This window comes from Microbacterium sp. NPDC055599 (assembly GCF_053618975.1).
This window is the reverse complement of sequence record NZ_JBSHIM010000003.1, coordinates 19915-41025: the sequence shown is the minus strand read 5'-3', so window position 1 is coordinate 41025 and position 21111 is coordinate 19915. Positions and strand designations below refer to the sequence as shown.

Genomic DNA, 21111 nt, shown 5'->3' with positions numbered 1-21111 from the left:
CGCCCTGGTCGCCTACACGGCCGCCGAGGCCGGCGTGCGGGCGCTGTCGCTCAAGGGGCCGTTCGCGGCCGAGTACGGGCTGCGCGACCGCCGCCCCTCCGCCGACGCCGATGTGCTCGTCGACCCCGCGGCGCTGCCCGCGCTGCGCGAGCGTCTGGAGCAGCGCGGCTGGCACACCCGCGCCGGCCGCATGCCGCCCACGTTCATCGACCTGCACTCGGTGACGCTGATCCACGACGACTGGCCGTGCGACATCGACCTGCACCGCTTCTTCCCCGGCTTCCTCGCCGCGCCCGAGGTCGTGTTCGAGCTGCTGTGGCAGGGCAGGGAGGTGCACCGCGCGGGCGGCGCCGCCGTGCTCACCCCGTCCCGCGCCGGCATGGCCGCCGTCGTGGCGCTGCACGCCGCCCGCGACCCGCACGTGTCCAAGAACCGCCGTGACGCGGAGTCGGTGCGCACAGCCGTCGCGACGCGGTTCACGGCCGCGGAGGTGCGCGAGTTCTGCGACATCGTGCGCGGCGGTCGCGCGCAGTGGGTGCTGCGCGAGCTGATCGCGGAGGCAGGGCTGCCGCTCACCGCCGACGACGCCACCGCGGACGAGAAGGCGCTGTGGCTCCGGAACCAGCAGCCGGCGCCGGCGAAGGCCGCGTCGCTGTGGATCAGGGAGATCGCCGACGCCCCGCTGCGCGACAAGGTCAAGGTTCTGCTGCACGCGCTGTGGGTGCCCCGCGACGACATCCCCCGCAACGACCCGCACCGTCGGCCGAGCCGGCGCGAGGCCCTGGCCTTCCAGCGTCGGCGATGGGCCAGGGGCTTCCGGTCGCTGCGCGGGTACCTGCGCCGCCGCTGAGCCGCACGCCCGCGGGCGGCCACCGGCGTTCTCCCGGGGAACTGCGCTTGAATAGGACACGATGTCCTCCTCCGCTCCCACCCGTGCCCAGCTGCGTGCCGACGCGCGTCGCGATGTCCCGCGTCGCGCCCCCTGGCGTCGCATCGTCTGGATCGCCCTCGGCGTCCTCGCCCTCGTGCTCGCGGTCGCCGCCGTGGTCGGGGGGATCGCGGTGTCCAAGGCGCTGACCGTGCGGGACGCCCTCACCCGGGCGATCCCGGTCGCGAGCGGTCTGCCGGCCAAGATCGTCGCCGGAGACACGGAGGGTGCGACCACCGACGCCGCCGCGCTGCAGAAGTCCGCGGCCGCCGCGGTCGCCGAGACCGAGGACGGCGTCTGGACGGCCGCGGAATGGATCCCGTTCCTCGGCCCGAACCTCGCCGCGATCCGCACCGCCGCGGAGGGGGTGGACGACCTCGCCGACTTCGCCGTCGAGGCCGTGCCGACGCTCGACCTCGCCGCGTTCCGCCCGGTCGACGGCGCCGTCGACCTGGCCGCCGTGCACAGCCTCGAGAAGGTCGTGTCGAGCGGCGCGGCGGTGTTCTCGTCGGTGAACCAGCGCATCGACGAGACGGACCGCTCGGTGCTGCTGCCGCAGGTCACCGGAGCGCTGGGCACGCTCGACGACGCGGTCTCGCGCGTGGACGACACGCTGGGCACGCTCGCCCCGATCCTGCGGGTGCTCCCCGCGGCGCTCGGCGAGGGCACCCCGCGCACGTACCTGCTCATGTTCCAGGGCAACTCCGAGCTGCGGGCCTCCGGCGGCAACCCCGCGGCGCTGGCCCTCGTCACCGCGACCGATGGCCGCATCGAGCTCACCACCCAGGCCACGAGCGTGCAGTTCGACAACGCGCGGCCGGAGAGCATCGCCCCGCTCGACCCCGAGACCCAGAACCTCTACTCCGACATCATCGGCCGCTGGATCCCGAACATGACCGCGACGCCGGACTTCCCGACCACGGTCGAGATCATGCGCGCGTGGTGGGCCGACGAGGGGCTCCCGCCGTTCGACGACGTGATCTCGACCGACCCGGTGGCGCTGAGCTACATGCTCAAGGCCACCGGACCGATCCCGCTCGCGACCGGCGAGACCCTGACGAGCGACAACGCGGTGGCGATGCTGCTGAACGAGGTGTACTTCTCCTACGGCGAGTACGTGCCGGGCAAGGTGCTCGACGCCTCGGCCCAGGACGAGTTCTTCGCGGCGGCTGCTGCGCAGATCTTCTCCGCGCTCACCACCGGCATCCAGAGCCCGCTCGGGTTCCTCGACGCGCTGAGCCAGGCGTCCGACGAGGGCCGCATGAAGCTGTGGTCGTCGAACCCCGACATCGAGGCGATGCTCACCGGGAGCAAGGTCGCCGGCACGCTCCCCGCCTCCAACGCGGACCAGACGGTCGCCGGCGTGTACTTCAATGACACCACCGGCGCGAAGACCGACTACTACGCCGACGCGAGCGTGGTGTCGTCGAGCGACCAGTGCACCGCGACCGGCGCGCCGTCGTTCCGGCAGACCATCACGTTCGCCAACAACATCACGCCGGAGCAGGCCGACGCCCTGCCCTACTTCATCACCGGCCCGCACTTCCAGCCCGGCTACATCGCCACCGACGTGGTCGTCTACGCGCCCGTCGGTGCCACGATCAGCGGCTGGGGCGTGGAGGGCGCCGAGAGCTACACGCTGGTGTCGGAGGGCACCCACCTCGGGCGCACGGCCGTGCGCATCAACGTGGTCACACCGCCGCAGACCGCCGCGGTCATCACGGTCGACATGACGGGGGCGGAGGGAACCACCGGGGCCGACTACGGGCCCTACGACGTGTGGACCACGCCCATGGTGCGACAGACCCCGGTCACGCTCGAGACGCCCGGCTGCGGCTGATCCCGCGGCCGGGGGTCACGGGCCGCCCCACCGGTCGAACGGCCACAGGATCGGCCCCGCCCTGCCCACGACCTCGTCGCGCGTCATCCACCGGGCGCAGTCGCCGGCGTCGGGCCTGCCGCGGCACGGGTAGACCGAGTCCGCCGAGTTCGCGCGGTTGTCGCCCAGCACCAGGTACGAGTCCTCCGGCACGGTCACCGCGGGGAAGCAGCGCGTCGAGGCCGGGGTCGTGTCGCAGTCGAGCTCTCCCGCCACGAAGGGCAGGTCGCGCGTGACGTAGGGTTCGTCGAGCGGTTCGCCGTCGACCAGGACCGCGCCCTCGGCGTCGCAGCACTCGACGGTCTGCCCCGGCCCCGCGATCACCCGCTTCACCAGCACGTACGGCCGGATCCCGGTCGCCTCGCCCGCCGCGTCGAGGGCGTCGCGCAGCGGGTTGCCGGTCGGCGCGGGGCGCTCCCACCCGTCGCCGGGACGGAACACCACGATGTCGCCCTGCTGCGGGTCCGCGGCGACGTACGCGAGGCGGTTCACGATGAGCCGGTCGCCGGGCTCGAGCGTCGGCGCCATCGAGTTCGACGACGGCTGCCCCACGAACGCGACGATCAGCAGCGCGAGCACCAGGGCGAGCGCGACGTGCACCCACACGCTCCCGCGCCGCCGGCGTCGCGGGCGGGACGGCTCGGTCGTCGTCATGGTCTCTCCGGTCGCGCGGTCGGTGGTGCACCCAATAGTGTCAGGGAATGCGAGGGGGAACCGAGGCCGACGTCGTGTCCACCGGAGTGTCGAGCGGCGTGCGCGCGACCGATCGGCTGCGCATCCCCGACGTGCTGCGCGGGATCGCGATCGTGGCGATGCTCGTCGCGCACGCCGCGGTGTTCCTGCCCGTGAAGCCCCTGCCGGTCACGTTCGTGAGCTCGATGCTGAACGAGCTGGCCTCTCCGCTGTTCGCTCTCGTGATGGGCATGTCCGCGCAGCTGCTGTGGACCAGGGGCCCGCGGGTGCCGCTCACGCTGCTGCAGCAGGTGGTGCGAGGACTGTTCCTGATCGCGCTCGGGGTGTGGATGTCGACGTGGGGGTCGTGGGTGGCGATCATCCTCGGGCATCTGGGCGTGCTCCTGATCGTCGGCGCCCCGCTGCTGCTCGCCCGCACGCCGTGGCTCATCGCGATCGCCGCGACCCTGCTGCTGCTCAGCGACCCGCTGGTGCGTCTGACCCGGGGGTGGCTGTGGGCGTACACGGCGCCCAGCCCGCTGCACGAGGTGCTGGAGTGGGTCGCGCTGAGTCCGTCGTACCGGCTGCTGAACCTGCTGCCGTTCTTCCTGGCGGGTGCCCTGCTGATCCGCCACGGGCTGCGCCGGGACGGGCTGCTGTGGGCGTTCGCGGGCGTCGCGGTCGTGGCCTACCTGTCGTGGGGCGTCGCGGCCTTCACGGAGTTCGGCGGAACGGACTCCGGGCTCCTGTTCGACACCCTGCGCGACATCGGCCTGGTGTCGGCCACGTACGTGCTGGTGGTGCTCGCGGCCACATCCCGCCGCGGCGCCCGGTTCTGGAACGCGCTGTTCACGCCGCTGGTGGCGTGCGGGCAGGTGGCGCTGTCGCTCTACCTGCTGCATGTGGGTCTCATCGCGCTGTGGAACGGAGCGTACGGACGGCCGGCGGAGAACGCCTGGCTCGGATGGCTGGTGATCGTCCCCGGCATGATCCTGGTCGGCTGGCTGTGGTGGCGCTTCGTCGGCACCGGCCCGGTGGAGTGGGCGATGGGCTGGGTGACCGGGCGCCGCAAGCAGCTGCGACGCACGCGCTGACCCGCGGCACGCACGAGGGGTGCGGTGTCGGCACCGCACCCCTCGTGGCCGGCTCGTCAGAGGAGCGTGATGCCCACGTTCGAGGTGGTCGTGTTGTTGCCGGTCACGTCGTCGCCCGCGACGGTGGCCGTCATCGTCTGCTGCGGTCCGCCGAGCAGCCCGGTCACGATGCTCAGGTTCAGCAGCGAGTCGAGCGTCGTGCCCAGGTTGATCACCACGTTGCCGCCCGCCGGGATCGACGGGAGCGTGAGGGTGTAGTTGCCGTCGGAGCCGGCGACGGTGACACCGGCGACCGGGCCGATGTTCAGGGTCAGCAGCGACGGCGTGTACTGGATGGTGGTCGTGGCGCCGGCGGGGGAGGCGGCCGGGCCGTTGTTGGTGATCGTGAGCGTGTTCACCGTGGCGATGCTCGCGACGGCCAGCGGGCCCACGCCCAGGCTGAGCGTGATCGGCCCGCTCAGGGCGGGGACCAGGTCGCTGTCGGTGAGCGATGCGGCGGCCAGCGGCGTCGCCACCGCGGCCGCGATGACGGGGACCGACCAGGCCGCGCCCTTGACGACCGTGCGGCGCGAGATGCCCTTGTTCTTCTGGATTTCCTCGGTCACGTGAGTGTCCTCCCTCGTAGATGCAGATGCGGTTTCCCGCGGTGTCGTGAAGAGGCGACACGTTGTCTGCATCCCCCAGGAGCCCCTCCGTGGACCTCAAGCTAGGGCGGCGGGGAACGGCGTTCCGGGGCTTCCCGCGAAAGACGCGCGGGGTGCGCCGAACCTGCGCGGAGTGTGCTCTGGGAGGGGCGCGCGGGCTAGGCGCGGCGGGCCGAGCGGAGCGCGCGCGGGGTTGCGGAGTAGGACTCGTCGAGGGCGCGGCGCAGGCTCATCGGCGACTGGAAGCCGGCGCGCTGCGCGATCTGGTCGATGCTCAGCACGTCGTAGCGGCTGTCCATCAGCAGGGAGTGCGCCAGGCGGGCCCGCTGTCGCCGGATCTCGCCCGCCACGCTGTTGCTCACCTCGGAGAACACCAGCTGCAGCTGTCGCAGCGACGACTGCACCTCGCGCGCCACCCTGGCCGGGTTGAGCGACGGGTCGCCGCACTGCTGGGCGATCACCGCGATCGCCCGCTCGCGCAGGACCTCGTGGGGCGTGCCCTGCCCGGTGACACCGCCCACGCGGTCGAGCACGAGGGCGCCGCTCATCTCCATCACCAGCTGCTCGATCGCGTACTGCTCGATGGCCGACGCGTGCGCATCGGTGTCGAGCAGGCCGGCGATGAACCGTTGCAGCGACGCATCCAGCAGCCGCCGTTCGGGGTACACGCTCGCGTCGGGCGGGAGGGAGGGCACGAAGGACGCGATGGCCGAGCGGGGGACCAGTGCCGCGACGCAGCGCCAGACCCCGGCCGCACGGAGCCGCCGGGTGATGCCGTGCGGTGCGATGACGAGGCCGCTCTCGGTCTCCACCCAGGGCTCGCCGTCGACGCGCGACCACAGGGCCTGCGCCTCCAGGAACGCGAACACCGAGTGGTCGGGGTAGGCGCTGACCGTGTCGACGGTGAGCTCGGACGTGGCGCCGCCCATTCCGAGCAGCAGCACCCCTCCCGAGCTGCGCACGCGCGAGCGGAGACCGGGGTGGTCCCCGACTCGACGGATCCCGTGCAGGGAGAGCTCGCGGTCGTCGATCGAGTGGGCGGCCTTGGTGTTCACGAGGTCCTCCTCAGAGGTTCCGTTCCGCGGGGGGATCCGGGCGGAGGTTCGCTCCGCCCGGATCGCTCGAGGGTTCGGGGCGCACCGCCGGTGGACGACACTGCCCGATTTGAACAAGTATTCAGTGGAGCACGCGGAAGTACAGAGGTGATCAGAGAATTCCCGCGCCGACGGGCACGGGGATGGTGGTGGTCGCCGTCGCGGCGGTCCCGCCGATGGTGACCGTGAGCGTCACGGGGAAGGTCGCGAGCGCGCTCACCGTGACACCGGTCGACGCTCCGGCGAGCCCGACGACGACCGACAGGTCGACGGCGCCGTCCGGGGCGACCGTGACGGTGCGCGTGCCGGTCCACGTGGTGGCGGGGAACCCGGACAGCCCGACGATCGGCGCGGTCTCGTAGACCGCGGTGCGTTCGCCCGCCGTCGTCCTGACACCGTCGACGGACCAGACGCCGATGCCCCGCGCGCGGCCGAGCGAGAGCGTCAGGTCGGTGGGACGCCCGATCGCGATCGTGATCGTCGCCGGGGCGGCGGTGATCGGGCTCGGCCCGTTCACGATCGTGAAGCGGGTGGGCACCGTGACCACGTTCTGGCTGGTGAGGACGCCGCCGCCGTCGAGCAGGGGAAGGGCCACGAGTGAAGTGGTGGCGCCCGTCCAGGCCAGGCTGAAAGTGGTAGCGCTGGCGGCCGCGAGCGGTGCGGCGGCGGCCAGCGCGATCACCGGGACGCTCCAGGCGGCGGCGTGCAGGACGGCTCGTCGCGACGGTCGGGGCGGGGGACGGTCGTCGTCGATCATGGGGCTCTCTCCCGTGGGTGCAGAAGCGTGACGTGCGGTCGCGGAGCGGCGACACGAACCGTCTGCATCCCCCAGGAGCCCTCCGTGGAAGAGACGGTAGGGGCGGGCGGACGGGCGCGGGCGGCGCACCGGGGAAAAGCGCGCTGTGCGCGTTCTTTCTGCGCGGATTGTGCGTTCGACTCGGGGTGGGCGAAAGCGCCGCGGGCTCGGCCGCCGGCCCGGGGAGCTGCCGCGGTGCACGGATAGGCTGGCGCCATGTCCGACCGCATCCGGGTCGCCGCGATCGGCGCCGTCATCGACATCGACGCGTCGACCAGGGGTCCGGTGTTCGCGGATCGGGTGCGCGCCGCCTGGAGCGACGCGCTGACCGACGCCGACGGCCCGCTGTACTCCGTCGTCCGCGTTCGGGAGGGCGGCGACGACGACGCGGCCCTCGCGCTCCTGTCGAGTGACGTGACCCTCGCAGCGCTGGCCCTGCGCCGCGGCGACGCCCTGTGGATGATGCACGCCGCGGGTCTCGCCGACGCCGACGGCCGGGTCGCGGTGCTCAGCGCGCCGTCGGGCACCGGCAAGACCACGGCCGCCCGCCGGCTGGCCCGTCGGTACGCGTACGTGAGCGACGAGACCGTCGGGGTCGCCGCGGACGGCACCGTCGTCGCCTACCGGAAGCCGCTGTCCGTGATCGAGGCCACCGCACCGCACAAGGTGCAGGTCGCGCCCTCGTCGCTGCACCCCGGGGTGCCGCTGTCCGGGGCACCGCGCGTCGCCGCCGTCGTGGTGCTGGACCGCCGCGCGGACGGACCGGACTCACCCGAGGTCGAGCGCCTCGACCTCGCCCAGGCGCTCGAGCTGCTCGCGCCGCAGACCAGCTACCTCAGCGACGCCCCGCGCCCGCTGCACCTGATCCGCGACGTGCTCGACCGCGTCGGCGGGGCCGTGCGCGTGCGCTACCGAGAGGCCGAGACGCTCGACGCCGTGGTGGCCGCGCTGCTCGCGGAGGCGCCGACGGGGTGGGAGTCCCGCGCGGACGACGCCGCACCCGCACCCGCACCCGTGGCCGCGGAGGAGGGCGCGGTCGGCGCGCTCGTGCGCACGGCCGTGGTCGACGCGCTCGACCTCGGCGACGGACGACTGGCCCTGCTGCGCCGCACCGACGACGGCAGCAGCGTGCACGTGCTCGACGGCATCGGACCGGCCGTGTGGCGCGCGGCCGACGGGCGCCCGCTCGACGACATCACGGCGGAGGTCGTGAGGGTGCACGGCCGCCCGGAGGGCGCGGACGCCGGGGCCCTCGTCGCGGCGGCGGCGGAGACGCTGCGCACGGACGGCCTGCTGCGGCGGGTGCCTCAGACCTGAGCCGTGCCCCGGCGGCGCACGCCCGGCGTCTGCCCGGCGTCGGACGGTGCGGCGGTCGGAGCATCGTCCGGCTGCGCGTACCGCTCGTACGCCCCGTAGTACTCGCGGCCGTAGTACGCCGACTCGGCGCCCTTGCGCGGCACGCGGTTGAGCACGACGCCGAGCACGCGGCCGGTGGTGCGCGTGATGTTGGCGATCGCGCGCTGCAGCATGTCGAACGTGGTCTTGCCGGACGACACGACGATCAGCACGCCGTCAGCGCCGGCGGCGAGCACCGCGGCATCGGTCACCGGCAGCACGGGCGGGGAGTCGAGGATCACGATGGCCGACGAGCTGATCTCGGCCAGGAAGTCGCGCATGCGCTTCGAGCCCAGCAGCTCGCTGGGGTTCGGCGGGATGCGGCCCGCCCCGACCACGGCCAGCGGTACGTCGCGTGAGGGGCGGTGCGCCACGTCCTGCAGCTCCGCGCGTCCGGCGAGCACGTCGGTCAGGCCGACGTCGCGGGACATGCCGAAGATGTCGGCGATGACGGGACGCCGCAGATCGCAGTCGATCAGGATCGCCCACTGCCCGGCGGCCGCGAGGCTCGAGGCGAGGTTGACCGACACGGTCGACTTGCCGTCGCCCGGCACCGAGCTGGTCACGACGATCACCCGCGGCGGGTGATCGACGTCGATGAACTGCAGGTTCGTACGCAGCTCGCGCATCGACTCGATCGTGTGGTGGAAGACGCCGTGCTGCGACTCGAGCGAGAAGTCGATCACCTGCCGCTCGTCGGACATCGACTTCTCCAGCGGCAGCGTCCCGATGACGGAGACGCCGGTCTCGCGCTCGATGTCGCGGGGGTGGCGGACCCGCCGGTCGACCGTGTGGCGCACGAACGCGTAGACCAGGCCCAGCGCGAGTCCGGCGAGCGCGCCTATGAGGACCGCGATGCGCGTGTTGGGGGAGGAGGGTTCGGTGGGCAGGCGCGCGGAGTCGCCCACCACGAGGGAGATCGCGGCCGGGGTCGACGAGGTGCCGCCCTCGAGCTTGTCGATCTCGATCGCCATGCCGTCGAGCCAGGCCTGCGCCAGCGCCTGTGCCTCCTGCGGCGTCGGTCCCTTCGCGGTGACCTGCAGGGCGGTCGTGTCGAGCGGATTGGTCACGGTCACCCGGTTCACGAGCACGTCGGGGGTCGTGTCCAGCCCGAGCTCGTCGATCGCGTGCTCGGCGACCGCCCGCCACGAGCCGATGTTGAGGTACGACTTCACCCTGCTCTGCGCGAGCTGATTGCCCACCAGGGCGGAGCCGCTCGAGCCGTCGCCGCCGGCCGCCGTGACGATGCCGGTGGTGTCGGCGGAGTACACGCGCGGCTGCAGGGCGGTCCATCCGAACGCGGCGGCGGCGCCGACCAGCGTGGCCACCACGATCACGATCCAGTGCGCGCGCACGATGCGCACGTAGTCTCTCAGTTCCACGGTTTCCGCCCCTCGCGCATCCCTCGGGGAGCACGGGATGCCTGCATGACCATGAGCATACGGTGATCGTCCGCGCGGACGGGTGCGTCTCAGCCGATGGCGTCGCGCACGACCCGCTCGACCTCGGCCAGCGCCGGGGTGAGCTGCGATGCCGAGAGCGCGTAGGTCTCGCGCGAGCGGCGGTACGGGTCGATCACGTCGTCGTCCTCCGGCTGCGAGGGGGTGAGCCCGCGCTGGTCGTTGAGCGCGCGCAGCACGGCGGCGAACCGGTCGGCAGGGGCGTCGCCGGCGGCATCGGCTGCCGCCCTCGCGTCCGCACTGGTCAGCGTGGACGCGAGCCGGGCGAACTCGCGCACCGTGAACGTGCGCCGCAGGATGCTCGGCAGCATCTTCACCGCGTGCGAGCGGTGCTCCCTGGCCATGGTCAGCACGAGGTCGGTGTCGGCGAGCAGCGGCTCGACCAGGTAGCGCGCCTGGTGGGCGGCGGCGATCGACGGCTCGACGCCCGCCGTGGCCGCGAGCTCGAGCGCCGGCTCCGGCATGCCGTGGCCGACCAGCGCGTGCGTCCCCGCGCTGTGCACGCGCACGCCCAGCGGCTCGAGCGAGCGGCGGAGCATCACCTCGGCCAGCGGCGAGCGGCAGATGTTACCCGTGCAGACGGTGAGGATCGTGAGGCGGTGGCCGGGGTCGCCGCCCGCGTCCGGGCGCAGCAGCGCGTCGAGCGGGCCGGGCGCCGGGGCGTCCGCGTGCGCGTTCCCGGGTTCGGGGGAGGAGGAAGGGGAGGCGGAGGGCGCGGCGGGCGTCGTCGCCCGGAGCTCGCGCCATTCCCTGCGGCTCATGCCGGCCGGAGGGCCGTCGGGGTGGGGCGTGGTCACGACACCAGCCTACGGCGGGCCGCCGCCGGACGATCACCCGCCACCAGCTGGAGCAGCACCAGGGCGAGCACCGCGCCGATCAGCGTGCCCGAGGTGTTGGCGATGATGTCGCTGAGGGCGGGGACGCGCGAGGGCATGAGCCCCTGGACCGCTTCGATGACCACGCTCATCAGACCGCCGCAGAGCACCACCTGCCACAGGCGCAGCCGCGGGAGGGCGAGCGCGAGCAGCAGGCCCACCGGCACGAACAGGGCGACGTTGGCGAGGATCTCCAGCACCACGGCGCTGCGCTCGTACGAGGCGATGCCCGCATCGGACACCCACGCGGCCATGACGCCCACCAGCCCTGTGACCTTGGCCGAGACCGAGGCGGGGAGCCAGACGGTGAAGCCGACGAACAGCAGGTAGCCGACGAGGGCGAGACGCGCCGTCACCGTGCCCGCGCGCGAGGGGGCGACGGCGGGGGAGGTCATGCGGTCATGCTAGCGGCGGGGGGTGTGCGCCCCTCTCAGGTTCGCGCGCCGCTGTGCTCCTCGATGTAGCGCAGCAGCACGCCCTCGCGCAGGGCCCACGGGGAGACCTCCAGCTCGTCCACCTGCAGGGCGCTCATCGCGGTGTGCAGAGCGACCGCGGCCGCCACGATCTGGAACGTGCGATCGGGGGTGATGCCGGGCAGCTCCTGTCTGGCCGAGGCGGGCAGGCGGGCGAGCCGCGGGATCCAGGAGCCGAGCGCCGCGCGGGGCAGCAGCATCCGGTCGCTGCCCGACCACCCGGGCGCCGGGTAGCCCACCAGACGGGCGAGCGAGCGGATGGCCTTCGACGATCCGACGACGTGGTCGGGGCGGGGCAGGGCGCGGAACCGGGGCAGCACCTCGGCGAGCGTCGTCTCGGCGTGCGCGCGCAACCGCTCGACGTCGGCTTCGCCGGGCGGGTCGTCGGGGAGGAACTGCACGGTCATGCGGCCGGCGCCCAGCGGGACGGAGGCGGCGGCGTCCGGCAGCTCCTCCGCCCCCGCGGCGATCTCCAGCGAGCCGCCGCCGATGTCGAGCAGCAGCAGCTGTCCGGCCGACCACCCGAACCACCGCCGCACCGCGAGGAACGTCAGCTCCGCCTCGGTCTCGCCGTCGAGCACCTGCAGCGGCTGCCCGAGCGCGGCTTCGATGCGGGCGATGACCTCGGCGCCGTTGCGGGCGTCGCGCACGGCGCTCGTCGCGGTGGCGAGCAGCTCGTCGACCCGCTCCGCCTCGGCGACGCGGCGGGCCTGGGCCACGGCGGCCTCGAGCGCGGCGACGCCCTCCTCCGAGATGGCGCCGTCGGGGGTGAGGTAGCGCATGAGGCGCAGCACCGTCCGGTCGCTGGTCGTCGCGAGCGGGCGGCCGCCGGGACGCACGTCGGCCGCGAGCATGTGGACGGTGTTGGATCCGATGTCGAGGACTCCCAGGCGCACGGGAAGAGACTACTCGCGCGCCGTTACGATGGTGCACGTGACCCCCGACCCCACGCTGCCGTTGTCGCCGTACCGGGAGATCGGCCGAGCCGAGTGGGCGCGTCTGGCCGCGGGCCTCGACCAGCCCCTCACCGAGACCGAGGTCGTGGAGCTGCGCGGCATCGGCGACCGGCTCGACCTCACCGAGGTGCGCGAGGTGTACCTGCCGCTGAGCCGCCTGCTGAGCCTCTACGCCTCGGCGACCAAGCAGCTCGGCGCGGCGACCTCGACCTTCCTGCAGGAGGACGACAGCACGACGCCGTTCGTGGTCGGCGTCGCCGGATCGGTCGCGGTGGGCAAGTCCACGATCGCCCGGCTGCTGCGCGAGCTCATGAGCCGCTGGCCGGGCACGCCACGCGTCGAGCTGGTGACGACCGACGGCTTCCTCTATCCGAACGCCGAGCTGGAGCGCCGCGGGCTCATGGACCGCAAGGGCTTCCCCGAGTCGTACGACCGGCGCGCGCTGATCGAGTTCCTGACCGAGGTCAAGAGCGGCGCCCCCGAGGTGCGCGCGCCGTTCTACTCCCACATGCGCTACGACATCGTGCCCGACGCGCACGTCGTGGTGCGGCGACCCGACGTGGTGATCGTGGAGGGGCTGAACGTGCTGCAGCCGCCGCCCGCGCCCAACGACGTCGCGGTCAGCGACCTGTTCGACTTCTCGATCTTCGTCGACGCCGAGACGTCGCACATCGAGAAGTGGTACGTCGACCGCTTCCTCGCGCTGCGGCAGGGCGCGTTCAGCAATCCGTCGTCCTACTTCAACGTGTTCGCGCACCTCACCGACGAGGAGGCGATCACCACGGCGCTCGGGTACTGGAACGAGATCAACATGCCCAACCTGGTCGAGAACGTGATGCCCACCCGGCATCGCGCACGCCTGGTGCTGCGCAAGGGCCCGGACCACGACGTGGAGAGCGTGCTGCTGCGCAAGCTGTGACGCCGCGCCGTCGGCGCTCTATTGTTCGGACGACTCGCAAAAATCGCGTCTTACCCTGTATCTCATGTGTGGAATCGTCGGATACGTGGGCCCGCGGCCCAGCCAGGACATCCTTCTCGCCGGTCTCGCCCGGCTCGAGTACCGCGGCTATGACTCCGCGGGCATCGCCGTGATCGACGGCGACGGCGAGCTGGGGATGCGCAAGAAGGCCGGCAAGCTGGCCGTGCTGCGCGACTCGCTCGGCGACGCGCCGCTGCCCGACGGCACCACCGGCATCGGCCACACGCGCTGGGCCACCCACGGCGGACCCACCGACGGCAACGCCCACCCGCACCTCGCCGACGACGACAAGCTCGCCGTGATCCACAACGGCATCATCGAGAACTTCGCCGCGCTGCGCGACGAGCTGCTCGCCGACGGCGTCGTGTTCCGCAGCGAGACCGACACCGAGGTGGCCGCGGCCCTGCTCGGTCGCGAGTACGCCGGCAACGGCGGCGACCTCGAGCTCGCCTTCCGCTCGGTCGTGAACCGCCTCGAGGGCGCCTTCACCCTGCTCGCGATGCACCAGGACCACCCCGGCCTCGTCGTCGGCGCCCGCCGCAACTCCCCGCTCGTGATCGGCCTGGGCGAGGGCGAGAACTTCCTCGGCTCCGACGTCGCGGCCTTCGTCGAGCACACCCGCCAGGCGCTCGCGATCGGTCAGGACCAGATCGTGTCGATCACGCCCGACGCCGTGACCGTGATCGACTTCGCCGGCACCCCGGTCACCCCGGAGCCCTTCGACGTGTCGTGGGATGCCGCCGCCGCCGAGAAGGGCGGCTGGTCGAGCTTCATGGCCAAGGAGGTCGCCGAGCAGCCCGAGGCCGTGGCCAACACGATTCGCGGTCGCATCCAGGACGGGCAGGTCGTGATCCCCGAGCTCGACGGGCTCGACGAGCTGTTCACCGGCATCAACCGCGTCATCATCACCGCGTGCGGCACCGCGTCGTACGCCGCCCTCGTCGGCAAGTACGCCATCGAGCAGTGGGCGCGCGTCGCGGTCGACGTCGAGCTCGCGCACGAGTTCCGCTACCGCGACCCCGTGATCGGCGCCGACACCCTGGTCGTGTCGATCAGCCAGTCGGGCGAGACCATGGACACGCTCATGGCCGTCAAGTACGCCCGCGAGCGCGGCGCGCGCACCCTCTCGGTGTGCAACACGCAGGGCGCCACCATCCCGCGCGAGTCCGACGCGGTCGTCTACACGCACGCCGGACCGGAGGTCGCGGTCGCGTCGACCAAGGCGTTCTCGGCACAGATCACGGCGCTGCTGCTGCTCGGCCTGCACATGGGTCGCGTGCGCGGCACGGTCGCCGACGCGTCCACCGACGTCGCCGAGCTGCTGGCCCTGCCCGAGAAGGTCGCCGCGGTGCTGGAGAGCGAGCAGGAGCACGTCACGCAGCTCGCCGGCTGGATGGCCGACACCCGCTCCGTGCTGTTCCTCGGTCGCCACGTGGGCTACCCGATCGCGCTGGAGGGCGCGCTCAAGCTCAAGGAGATCTCCTACATCCACGCCGAGGGTTTCGCCGCCGGCGAGCTCAAGCACGGCCCGATCGCGCTGATCGAGCCGGGGCAGCCGGTGTTCGTGCTGGTGCCGTCGCCGCGCCACTCCGCGCTCGTGCACTCGAAGGTCGTCTCCAACATCCAGGAGATCCGCGCGCGCGGCGCCCGGGTCATCGTGGTGGCGGAGGAGGGCGACGCCGCGGTGCTGCCCTTCGCCGACGAGGTCATCCACATCCCGCTCGCCGGCCCCATGTTCGAGCCGCTGCTGGCCGTGGTGCCGCTGCAGATCTTCGCGATGGCGCTGGCCACCGCCAAGGGGCTCGATGTGGACCAGCCGCGCAACCTGGCCAAGTCCGTCACGGTGGAGTGACCCCGCCCGTCGTCCGCGAACGGCCCCGTCCCGCTCCGGGGCGGGGCCGTTCCGCGCGAGTAGGCTGAACGGGTGATCATCGGCACCGGCATCGACCTCGTGGACATCCCCCGGTTCGAGCGCACGATGACCCGCACGCCCAAGCTCCGCGAGCGGCTGTTCGCCCCCTCGGAGCAGGCGCTCCGACTGCCGTCGTTGGCCGCGCGCTACGCCGCCAAGGAGGCGCTGATCAAGACGCTGGGCGGGTCGGACGGCGTGCACTGGACCGAGATCGAGATCGCCTCCGAGCCCTCGGGGCGGCCGTACTTCGTGCTGTCCGGATCGACGGCGGCGGTCGTCGAGGAGCGCGGCATCGTGACCCTCCACCTCACCCTCACCCACGACGCGGGCCTGGCCGCCGCGTTCGTCGTCGCCGAAGGAGCACCGCTGTGATCGTCCCCTTCCGTGAGGCCGCGATCGACCTCGACGCGATCGCCGACAACGTGCGGCACTTCCGTCGGCTCACCGGGGTCGAGGTGCTCGCGGTGGTGAAGGCCAACGCGTACGGACACGGTGCCGCGGCGACCGCGGTGGCCGCGCTCTCGGCCGGTGCCACCCGGCTCGGGGTCGCCGAGATCCCGGAGGCGCTGGAGCTGCGTCGGCAGGGCGTGCACGCGCCGATCCTCGCCTGGCTGCACGCCCCGCGGGAGCGCTTCACCCAGGCGGCGGCCGAGAACATCGAGCTCGGGATCTCCTCGTTCGACCAGCTGGAGGCGGCGGCGGCCGCGGCGGCGGTCGACAGCCCGGTCGCGGTGCACCTGAAGTTCGAGACGGGGCTGTCGCGCAACGGCATCGCCCCGGGCGACTGGGGGCGGGTGCTGGCCGAGGCCGCGCGGCTCGAACGCATCGGGCGGCTGCGGGTGGTGGGCCTGTTCAGTCACCTGTCGAACACCTCACCCGCCGACGACAGGGCGGCGCTGGCGAAGTTCGAGGAGGGGGTGGCCGCGGCGGCGTCGTTCGGCATCCGCCCGGAGATCCGCCACATCGCCGCGACCGCCGCGGCGATCGACCTGCCGGAGACGCGGCTGGATGCGGTGCGGATCGGCATCGGCCTGTACGGGCAGTCGCCGTTCGACGACCGCTCCTCGGCCGAACTGGGCCTGCGTCCGGCCATGACGCTGCGCGGCGCGGTCGCGGCCGTGCGCCGGGTGCCGGCCGGCACCGGTGTCTCGTACGGTTACGACCATCGCACCGACCGCGACACCACGCTCGTCCTGGTGCCGCTGGGCTACGCCGACGGCGTGCCCCGCAGCGCCTCCGGGCGCCTTCCCGTGTCGATCGGCGGGCGCCGCTTCGTGAACGTCGGCCGCATCGCGATGGACCAGTTCGTGGTGGACGTGGGGGACACCCCCGTCTCGATCGGCGACGAAGTGGTGCTGTTCGGCGATCCGACCCTCGGCGTGCCGTCGGCGCGGGAGTGGGCGGACGCCGCGGGCACGATCGACTACGAGATCGTGACCCGCATCGGACACCGGGTGCCGCGGAGGGCGTCGTGAGCGTCGACCCGGCGTTCCTCGGCCGCCGGGAGATCGCCACCGCGGACGAGATGGAACAGCTCGGCCTGCGGATCGGCGAACAGCTGGAGGCGGGCGACCTGCTCATCCTCACGGGGCCGCTCGGGGCGGGCAAGACCACCTTCACGCGGGGGCTCGCGGAGGGGCTCGGCGTGCGCGGACCCGTGCAGAGCCCCACGTTCGTGATCGCGCGCACCCACCCGTCGCTCGTGGGCGGGGCGCCGCTCGTGCACGTGGACGCCTACCGGCTCGGCTCGGCCGCCGAGCTCGACGACCTCGATCTCGACCTGCAGCGCTCGGTGGTCGTGATCGAATGGGGGCGCGGCATGGCGGAGGAGCTCGCCGACGCGTGGTGGGACATCGAGCTGGAACGCCCGGTCGGCGCGGCCGGAGCCGACGACGACCTCGACCCGTCCGAGCTCGACGCGGACGCCCCGCGCGTGGTCACCATCGTCCGGGAGCAGCGGGCATGACCGCCCGCAGCGTCGGCGACCTGGTCGCGGTCATCATCGAGGACGACCCCGGCGTGCAGTCGCTGCTGGAGGAGGTGTTCCTCGCCGCGGGCTTCGAGGTCGCCGTCACCGGATCGGGGCCGGAGGGCCTCGCGGCGGTCGAACGGCACCAGCCCGTGATCACCACGCTCGACATCAACCTGCCCGGCATCGACGGGTTCGAGGTGGCCCGGCGCATCCGCCGGGTCAGCGACACGTTCATCATCATGCTGTCCGCGCTCGCGGAGGAGTCCGACGTGGTGCTCGGTCTCACCTCGGGCGCCGACGAGTACCTGGTCAAGCCGTTCCGTCCGCGCGAGCTGCGCGCGCGGATCGAGGCGCTCCTGCGGCGACCGCGGCTCCCGGTCGCCACGGCGACGCAGCGGCCGGTCGCGCCCGCGCCGCCGGCCGCCGCGACCGACACGACGGTGTCCACGTGGCGTGGTCGGGTGCATCGCGACCTCAGTCTCGACCTCGACACGCGACTCGTGCTCGTGGCGCAGCGTCCGGTCGAGCTCACCCCCACGGAGTTCGACCTGCTCGCCGCGCTGCTGGAGTCGCGGCGCCGCGTGTGCAGCAAGGCGGAGCTCGCACGGGGTCTGCGCGGCGCGCCGTCCGGCTCCGCCGACCCCGTCAGCGAACCGGACAAGCGCGCGATCGAGACCCACATGGCCAACCTGCGCCGCAAGCTCGGCGACAGCCCCACCGAGCCGCGCTACATCGAGACCGTGCGCGGCGTCGGCTATCGGCTCACCCCAGCCGGCGATCAACCCGGCTGACAGGGGTTCGAGGCCGCGGCTCCCCCACCGCGGCCCCGGATGCCTGCGAATCCCCACTCGCGCGGCCCCAGCGTCTGCGAAATCCCCAGTCGCAGTGTCGGCCCCCACTCAGAATCGTAGGACGCCGATGTCGCCTGAAGAGCGCGTAGGCCCGATCTTTGAGTAATCTTGCGACAAAGCTGAGGATCGACCAGGAGGCGGGGGCTTCATGATCCGCACTGTGTCGATCTGGCGTTGGCAACTCGTGTTCGCGGGCAGCATCGTCGCCATCGTGGTGATGGTCGCGGGCTTCAAGCCGCACACGCTCACGATCCCGCTGTTCGTGGTCGGGATCGTCCTCGTGGTGGTCACCACGCTCGTCGCCCTGCTCGTGCCGTGGCGCCGGCTTCCGCGCACCGCCGTGACCGCGCTCCCGCTGCTGGACATCCTGGCCGTCGGCTTCACCACCAACGCCCCCGACCTGCGGCTCGGGTTCCTGTGGGTGTTCCCCGTGGTGTGGCTGGCGACCTACTTCTCGATGCCGTGGGTGTTCACCGGTGTCGCCTTCAGCAGTGGCTGTCTGGTGTTCTTCGCCGACCGGTCGGGGGAGCCGGCCGACGTGCTGCTGCGGGTGCTGACGGTCGTGGTGACCCTCAGCTTCCTCGGGGTCACGGTGCGGATTGGCTCGCAGCGGTCGGGTGCCGCGCGACGGCTGCTGCAGCGGCGCTCCGAGCAGGTGAACAGGGCGGCGGAGCGGGCCGAGACCAACCAGCAGCGGGTGACGCAGATCATCGACGCGCTCGGTGTCGCCCTGGTCGTGGTCACCGCCCAGGGGCGGATCCTGCAGATGAACGACGCCTACCGCGCGCTGTACGGCCGCGACCGCTACGGGGCCGCCCTGCCCTCCGCCTCGGTCGAGTACGACGCGCGGCGCGGCACCGCCCTGAGCCCCGCGCGCACGACCCTGGCGCGGGCGGCCGCGGGGGAGGAGCTGCGCGCCGAACGGGTGTGGCTGTTCGACGGCGCAGGACAGTGGCGGGCGCTAGAGGTGACCACGCAGGCGATGGCCGGGGCCGGCGAGGGCGAGCACATCGCTCTGGTCGTGATCGACGACGTCACCGCGCTCCTGGAGGCCGCGGAGGAGCGCAGGGCCCTCACCGCGATCGTCTCGCACGAGCTGCGCAACCCGCTCACCGCGATCATCGGGCACGTGGAGCTGCTGCGCGAACGCGACGACCTGCCGGGCCGCGTGCCAGCGCAGGTCGAGGTGATCGCGAACGCCGGGGAGCGGATGCAGGACCTGCTCTCGAGCATGCAGGCGCAGACCCGCAGCTCGCCGGAGCCGTTCGAGCCGGTGGACCTGCGCGAGGTGGTGGAGGCGTCCGCGGCCTCCTTCGCGCCGCTGATCACCGCTGCCCGGCAGGAGCTGAGCCTCGACGGCGCGGACCGCCTGGTCATCACCGGCGACGCGTTCCGGCTGCGCCAGGTGCTCGACAACCTGATCGGCAACGCCGTGAAGTACACCCCGTCCGGTGGCCGCATCCAGGTGCGGGTCGGCGCGGACGATGCCAGGGCCGAGGTGAGCGTGGTCGACACCGGCATGGGCATCGCCCCCGACGAGCTGCCCCGTCTCTTCGAGCCGTACTTCCGCACCGACAGCGCCGTGCGGGGCGGGATCTCCGGCACCGGGCTCGGCATGGGCATCGCGCGGGACATCGTCGTCGCGCACGACGGGGAGATCCTCGTCGACAGCGAGGTGGGCGCCGGCACCACCGTCACCGTGCGCTTCCCGCGCCGTTCCCCGAGGAAGGATCCGGCATGACACCGCTCGTGCCCGTCAACGTCGACGTGACCACCAGCATGGTCGCCGTCGTGACCGTGCTGACCGCGATCGTGATCGGTCTCGCCACCCTGGCGCGCCCGAGCAGGGCGACGATCGTGTGGGGCGTGGCCTTCGGGATCGGCATGCTGGGCGCGTACCTGTGGCTGGCCGGGCATCACACCGGCCTCCCGGTCCTGCGGGCCGCCTCGTCGGCGCTGACGGTCGTGTTCATCCCCCTCGTCTGGATCGGCGTGCGGATCCACTTCGGGCGCTCGGCCCCCTGGCTGCCGGTGATCGTGGCGCTGATCGGCGTGCCGGTCGCCCTGGTGTCCACGGCGGGCACGGCCTGGTACCTGCTGGTCTTCCACCTCGTCTTCCTGTCGATGGGCGTGTTCGCCGGGCTCCTCGCGTGGGAGCTGCTGCGCGGGCAGCCTCCCGCGCGCGACGTCGTGATGCCCCTCGCGCTCGCCGCGTGCGGCTTCGCGGTCGTCTCCGTGGTCAGCGGGGCGTCGGCACTGGTGTCGGGGAGCGTGAGCACGGAGGCGCAGTTGAGCGCCCTGCGGGGCATGAACGCCGTCGGCGCGATCGTGGTGAGCACCTGCGCCGCCTTCACCCTCGTGCTGCTGGTGCGGGTGGAGAGCGCGGCGCGCGGTGACGTCGGGGCGGCCGACCGTGCCAGGGCCCGCCTGCGCAAGGCCGAGGCGCAGAACGACGGGGCGTGGTCGGTGCTGGACGTGCGGCTGGACGACCCCGCCGACCTGCGCGAGGCGTCGAGCAGCGGGGCCTTCCGCCGGATCGTCGACCGCTTCCACGCCGACGTCCAGGAGGCGCTGCCCACCACCGCCGACGCGGAACGGCTGAGTGACGACCGGGTCGTCGTGCTGATCCGCGGCAGCGACGAGGCCGTGCGCTTCCACCTGCGCGCGATCCTGTCCCGGATCTCGGTCATCGACACGGATGCGCCGGTGAGCGGCATCCGCTCCTCGGCCAGCATCGGCTGGGCCACCTCGAGCGTCGCCGGCTACGACTACGACGCGCTGCTGGCGGCGGCGGCCGCCGCCGCGGACCGGGCACGTGCGGCCGGCGGCGACCAGTGGAAGCGCGCCGTGTCCGCCGACCTCTCGCCGGTGTGAACGGCTAGGACCGGCGGTGCTCGCGGCCGCGGGCGAGTGCGGCGGCGATGGCCCCCTCGGCGGTGGCGTCGGTGTCGGCGGCGGCGGAGACGTTCTCGGCGCCGACGGCCTCGATGATCTCGGTGCGCTGGATGCGCGTCTCCCGCGGGGCCTTCACGCCGATCCGCACGCTGTCGCCCTTGATGTCGAGCAGCGTGACCTCGATCTCGCCGTCGATGCGCACGCTCTCACCGATCCGCCTCGTCAACACCAGCATT

The 21111-nt window shown here is 72.9% G+C and carries 21 protein-coding genes; 12 read left to right on the top strand and 9 right to left on the bottom strand.

Annotation, left to right across the window (positions count from 1 at the left end):
* A partial coding sequence (locus tag ACWGQ1_RS03250; RefSeq protein ID WP_452312321.1) for a nucleotidyltransferase family protein occupies positions 1-850 on the top strand: 850 nt, incomplete at its 5' end.
* A gap of 61 nt (positions 851-911) precedes the next feature.
* Complete coding sequence (locus tag ACWGQ1_RS03245) at positions 912-2768, top strand: DUF4012 domain-containing protein (RefSeq protein ID WP_136028741.1); 1857 nt, start codon at positions 912-914, stop codon at positions 2766-2768.
* A gap of 15 nt (positions 2769-2783) precedes the next feature.
* Here the strand turns inward: ACWGQ1_RS03245 and lepB are convergent, their stop codons facing one another.
* Entirely contained in the window at positions 2784-3461 is a 678-nt protein-coding gene (lepB, locus tag ACWGQ1_RS03240) for a signal peptidase I (protein ID WP_136028740.1), read from the bottom strand.
* Positions 3462-3508: 47 nt separating this feature from the next.
* On the opposite strand from lepB, the gene ACWGQ1_RS03235 reads away from it, so the two are divergent.
* Positions 3509-4573 carry an acyltransferase family protein gene (locus ACWGQ1_RS03235; protein WP_452312320.1) on the top strand — a complete coding sequence of 355 codons (1065 nt, stop codon included), beginning with the start codon at positions 3509-3511 and terminating at the stop codon, positions 4571-4573.
* Between the two features lie 56 nt (positions 4574-4629).
* Here the strand turns inward: ACWGQ1_RS03235 and ACWGQ1_RS03230 are convergent, their stop codons facing one another.
* The 3 genes from ACWGQ1_RS03230 to ACWGQ1_RS03220 form a co-directional block, all read right to left on the bottom strand.
* The gene (locus tag ACWGQ1_RS03230) at positions 4630-5178 is read right to left on the bottom strand and encodes a hypothetical protein (protein WP_378803442.1); all 549 of its coding nucleotides are present in this window, start codon (positions 5176-5178) and stop codon (positions 4630-4632) included.
* A gap of 197 nt (positions 5179-5375) precedes the next feature.
* On the bottom strand, positions 5376-6272 hold the full coding sequence (locus ACWGQ1_RS03225; protein ID WP_136028737.1) for a helix-turn-helix domain-containing protein: 897 nt from the start codon (positions 6270-6272) through the stop codon (positions 5376-5378).
* Positions 6273-6423: 151 nt separating this feature from the next.
* Entirely contained in the window at positions 6424-7068 is a 645-nt protein-coding gene (locus ACWGQ1_RS03220; RefSeq protein WP_136028736.1) for a hypothetical protein, read from the bottom strand.
* Positions 7069-7323: 255 nt separating this feature from the next.
* Between ACWGQ1_RS03220 and ACWGQ1_RS03215 the strand changes: the two genes are divergently transcribed.
* On the top strand, positions 7324-8424 hold the full coding sequence (locus ACWGQ1_RS03215) for a hypothetical protein (protein ID WP_452312319.1): 1101 nt from the start codon (positions 7324-7326) through the stop codon (positions 8422-8424).
* On the opposite strand, the gene ACWGQ1_RS03210 is transcribed toward ACWGQ1_RS03215, so the two are convergent.
* The 4 genes from ACWGQ1_RS03210 to ACWGQ1_RS03195 form a co-directional block, all read right to left on the bottom strand.
* Positions 8415-9884 carry a polysaccharide biosynthesis tyrosine autokinase gene (locus ACWGQ1_RS03210; RefSeq protein WP_452312318.1) on the bottom strand — a complete coding sequence of 490 codons (1470 nt, stop codon included), beginning with the start codon at positions 9882-9884 and terminating at the stop codon, positions 8415-8417. The genes ACWGQ1_RS03215 and ACWGQ1_RS03210 overlap by 10 nt on opposite strands.
* A gap of 89 nt (positions 9885-9973) precedes the next feature.
* Positions 9974-10759: an arsenate reductase/protein-tyrosine-phosphatase family protein gene (locus ACWGQ1_RS03205; RefSeq protein WP_452312317.1), complete on the bottom strand. Its 786-nt coding sequence runs from the start codon at positions 10757-10759 to the stop codon at positions 9974-9976.
* Positions 10756-11232: a VanZ family protein gene (locus ACWGQ1_RS03200; RefSeq protein WP_136036910.1), complete on the bottom strand. Its 477-nt coding sequence runs from the start codon at positions 11230-11232 to the stop codon at positions 10756-10758. The genes ACWGQ1_RS03205 and ACWGQ1_RS03200 overlap by 4 nt, the downstream gene beginning before the upstream one ends.
* Before the next feature lie 35 nt (positions 11233-11267).
* Positions 11268-12206 (bottom strand): Ppx/GppA phosphatase family protein, encoded by a 939-nt coding sequence (locus tag ACWGQ1_RS03195; protein WP_136029684.1) that lies wholly within the window; start codon positions 12204-12206, stop codon positions 11268-11270.
* Positions 12207-12243: 37 nt separating this feature from the next.
* On the opposite strand from ACWGQ1_RS03195, the gene coaA reads away from it, so the two are divergent.
* The 8 genes from coaA to ACWGQ1_RS03155 all read left to right on the top strand — a co-directional run bounded on the left by coaA (position 12244) and on the right by ACWGQ1_RS03155 (position 20854).
* Complete coding sequence (gene coaA, locus ACWGQ1_RS03190; protein ID WP_240744509.1) at positions 12244-13185, top strand: type I pantothenate kinase; 942 nt, start codon at positions 12244-12246, stop codon at positions 13183-13185.
* A 64-nt stretch (positions 13186-13249) separates the two neighbouring features.
* Positions 13250-15097, top strand: a complete 1848-nt coding sequence (glmS, locus tag ACWGQ1_RS03185; protein ID WP_136029681.1) for a glutamine--fructose-6-phosphate transaminase (isomerizing) — start codon at positions 13250-13252, stop codon at positions 15095-15097.
* Between the two features lie 72 nt (positions 15098-15169).
* Positions 15170-15529: a holo-ACP synthase gene (locus ACWGQ1_RS03180; RefSeq protein WP_136029679.1), complete on the top strand. Its 360-nt coding sequence runs from the start codon at positions 15170-15172 to the stop codon at positions 15527-15529.
* Positions 15526-16632, top strand: a complete 1107-nt coding sequence (alr, locus tag ACWGQ1_RS03175) for an alanine racemase (RefSeq protein ID WP_452312316.1) — start codon at positions 15526-15528, stop codon at positions 16630-16632. Before ACWGQ1_RS03180 ends, alr begins: the two co-directional genes overlap by 4 nt.
* A complete protein-coding gene (tsaE, locus tag ACWGQ1_RS03170; protein WP_372490575.1) occupies positions 16629-17123 on the top strand; it encodes a tRNA (adenosine(37)-N6)-threonylcarbamoyltransferase complex ATPase subunit type 1 TsaE in 495 nt (164 codons plus the stop codon). Before alr ends, tsaE begins: the two co-directional genes overlap by 4 nt.
* A complete protein-coding gene (locus ACWGQ1_RS03165) occupies positions 17120-17920 on the top strand; it encodes a response regulator transcription factor (RefSeq protein ID WP_136029675.1) in 801 nt (266 codons plus the stop codon). The genes tsaE and ACWGQ1_RS03165 overlap by 4 nt, the downstream gene beginning before the upstream one ends.
* 208 nt (positions 17921-18128) lie before the next feature.
* Positions 18129-19721, top strand: coding sequence for a sensor histidine kinase (locus ACWGQ1_RS03160; RefSeq protein ID WP_247638436.1), 1593 nt, complete (start codon positions 18129-18131; stop codon positions 19719-19721).
* Complete coding sequence (locus tag ACWGQ1_RS03155) at positions 19718-20854, top strand: hypothetical protein (RefSeq protein WP_452312315.1); 1137 nt, start codon at positions 19718-19720, stop codon at positions 20852-20854. Before ACWGQ1_RS03160 ends, ACWGQ1_RS03155 begins: the two co-directional genes overlap by 4 nt.
* A 4-nt stretch (positions 20855-20858) precedes the next feature.
* On the opposite strand, the gene csrA is transcribed toward ACWGQ1_RS03155, so the two are convergent.
* Positions 20859-21110 (bottom strand): carbon storage regulator CsrA, encoded by a 252-nt coding sequence (gene csrA / locus ACWGQ1_RS03150; RefSeq protein ID WP_136029658.1) that lies wholly within the window; start codon positions 21108-21110, stop codon positions 20859-20861.
* Between the last annotated feature and the right edge of the window lies 1 nt (position 21111).

What these genes read in the sequence shown, in the direction of transcription:
- ACWGQ1_RS03245 (WP_136028741.1), top strand. Translation starts at nt 912, where the DNA reads ATGTCCTCCTCCGCTCCCACCCGTGCCCAGCTGCGTGCCGACGCGCGT.
- lepB (WP_136028740.1), bottom strand. Translation starts at nt 3,461, where the DNA reads ATGACGACGACCGAGCCGTCCCGCCCGCGACGCCGGCGGCGCGGGAGC.
- ACWGQ1_RS03235 (WP_452312320.1), top strand. Translation starts at nt 3,509, where the DNA reads ATGCGAGGGGGAACCGAGGCCGACGTCGTGTCCACCGGAGTGTCGAGC.
- ACWGQ1_RS03220 (WP_136028736.1), bottom strand. Translation starts at nt 7,068, where the DNA reads ATGATCGACGACGACCGTCCCCCGCCCCGACCGTCGCGACGAGCCGTC.
- ACWGQ1_RS03215 (WP_452312319.1), top strand. Translation starts at nt 7,324, where the DNA reads ATGTCCGACCGCATCCGGGTCGCCGCGATCGGCGCCGTCATCGACATC.
- ACWGQ1_RS03200 (WP_136036910.1), bottom strand. Translation starts at nt 11,232, where the DNA reads ATGACCTCCCCCGCCGTCGCCCCCTCGCGCGCGGGCACGGTGACGGCG.
- glmS (WP_136029681.1), top strand. Translation starts at nt 13,250, where the DNA reads ATGTGTGGAATCGTCGGATACGTGGGCCCGCGGCCCAGCCAGGACATC.
- ACWGQ1_RS03165 (WP_136029675.1), top strand. Translation starts at nt 17,120, where the DNA reads ATGACCGCCCGCAGCGTCGGCGACCTGGTCGCGGTCATCATCGAGGAC.
- ACWGQ1_RS03160 (WP_247638436.1), top strand. Translation starts at nt 18,129, where the DNA reads ATGATCCGCACTGTGTCGATCTGGCGTTGGCAACTCGTGTTCGCGGGC.
- ACWGQ1_RS03155 (WP_452312315.1), top strand. Translation starts at nt 19,718, where the DNA reads ATGACACCGCTCGTGCCCGTCAACGTCGACGTGACCACCAGCATGGTC.
- csrA (WP_136029658.1), bottom strand. Translation starts at nt 21,110, where the DNA reads ATGCTGGTGTTGACGAGGCGGATCGGTGAGAGCGTGCGCATCGACGGC.